This is a genomic window from Marinococcus halophilus (genome assembly GCF_002265875.1).
Lineage (GTDB): Bacteria > Bacillota > Bacilli > Bacillales > Marinococcaceae > Marinococcus > Marinococcus halophilus.
Genome location: NZ_NPFA01000044.1, coordinates 1 through 1,295 on the forward strand (window position 1 = coordinate 1; position 1,295 = coordinate 1,295).

Below are 1,295 nucleotides of genomic sequence, written 5' to 3' on the forward strand. Positions count from 1 at the left end.
GAGGGACACGGCGCTTCGCTGACCCGCGCTCCCTTTGATGCCATCCAGCGCTCAAACGTACCACACGTCCGGCATTTAAACGTAAACTGGGCCATATTAATCCAACTCCGGTAGAATGTTCTGGTAAAAGATGTCTTTAGGCAGGGCCAGCGTGCAGCAGGCGTTCGGTATATCCACTACGCCTGCCACCGTGCCCTGCACCGGCGCCGTACCTAAAAGCATATAGGCCTGCTCCCCGGTGTACCCAAGCGTTTTCAGAAATYCAATCGCATTCAGACAGGCATTCCTGTAAGCAACATTGGCATCCARATACGTCTGGCCTCCGGAAAATTCATTAACAGAGACACCTTCAAAGACTAGAAATTCATTGTAATGCGGCATCACCGGTCCCGGCTTAAAMGCGGGATTTCGTTGAATACGGTGTTTTTCCATGCCGTTYTTAATCACATGTACCTGCAGGTCAATCCAKCCGGGCATTTCAATCCCGCCGCAGAACGTAATCTCTCCGTCCCCCTGCGAGAAATGAAGATCTCCCACCGACAGCTTTGCCCCGTCGACAAATACCGGAAAGTACACTCTCGAGCCCTTCGATAGATTCTTAATGTCACAGTTGCCGCCATTTTCCCTTGGGGGYACCGTTCTTGCTCCTTCAGCTGCTACCCGGTCGAACTCTTCTCCCTTGAGGTTCCCGAGCACCGCCGAATGCTCTGTCGGYAGATTCGCCAGCGGAGGCACCCGGTCAGGATTTGTATCTACCAGTTCCTTTTCCCTGCGGTTCCATTCATTCAGCATGTCCTGCGACGGCGCTACGCCGATCAGCCCCGGATGAATAATACCTGCAAATTTTACATTTGGCACATGCCTGGAAGTGGCATAAATCCCTTCGAAATCCCAAATAGATTTGGCCGCTTCCGGATAATGGTCCACTAAAAAGCTTCCACCGTTTTCTTTAGCGAAAATRCCATTGAATCCCCATTCATGTGAATGAAACGTTCCGATATCCAGAATATCAACAACAAGCAGATCGCCCGGTTCCACACCGTTTACATGGACCGGACCGCTTAGTACGTGCACCCGGTCGAGATTCACGTGCTTAATGTCCGAGGGGTCATCATTGTTGCTTATCTGGCCATCRGTCCAATCCAGGCATTCCATCCGGAATGTCTCTCCCGGGTCTACGGAAAATACGGCAGGAATATCCGGGTGCCAGCGGTTGTGCCCCGGCGTCGTCTGTTGGTCCATCGTTTTGTTCAGATCTACCTCAAACAGCTTTTTCGGCATAGAAAGCCCCTCCT

Annotated in this window: 1 protein-coding gene; it reads right to left on the reverse strand. The window is 51.8% G+C overall.

Annotated elements, in window-relative coordinates; genetic code table 11:
• Nucleotides 1-96: 96 nt before the first annotated feature.
• Entirely contained in the window at nucleotides 97-1,281 is a 1,185-nt protein-coding gene (fmdA, locus tag CHL76_RS16625; protein WP_094909173.1) for a formamidase, read from the reverse strand.
• Nucleotides 1,282-1,295 lie beyond the last annotated feature (14 nt).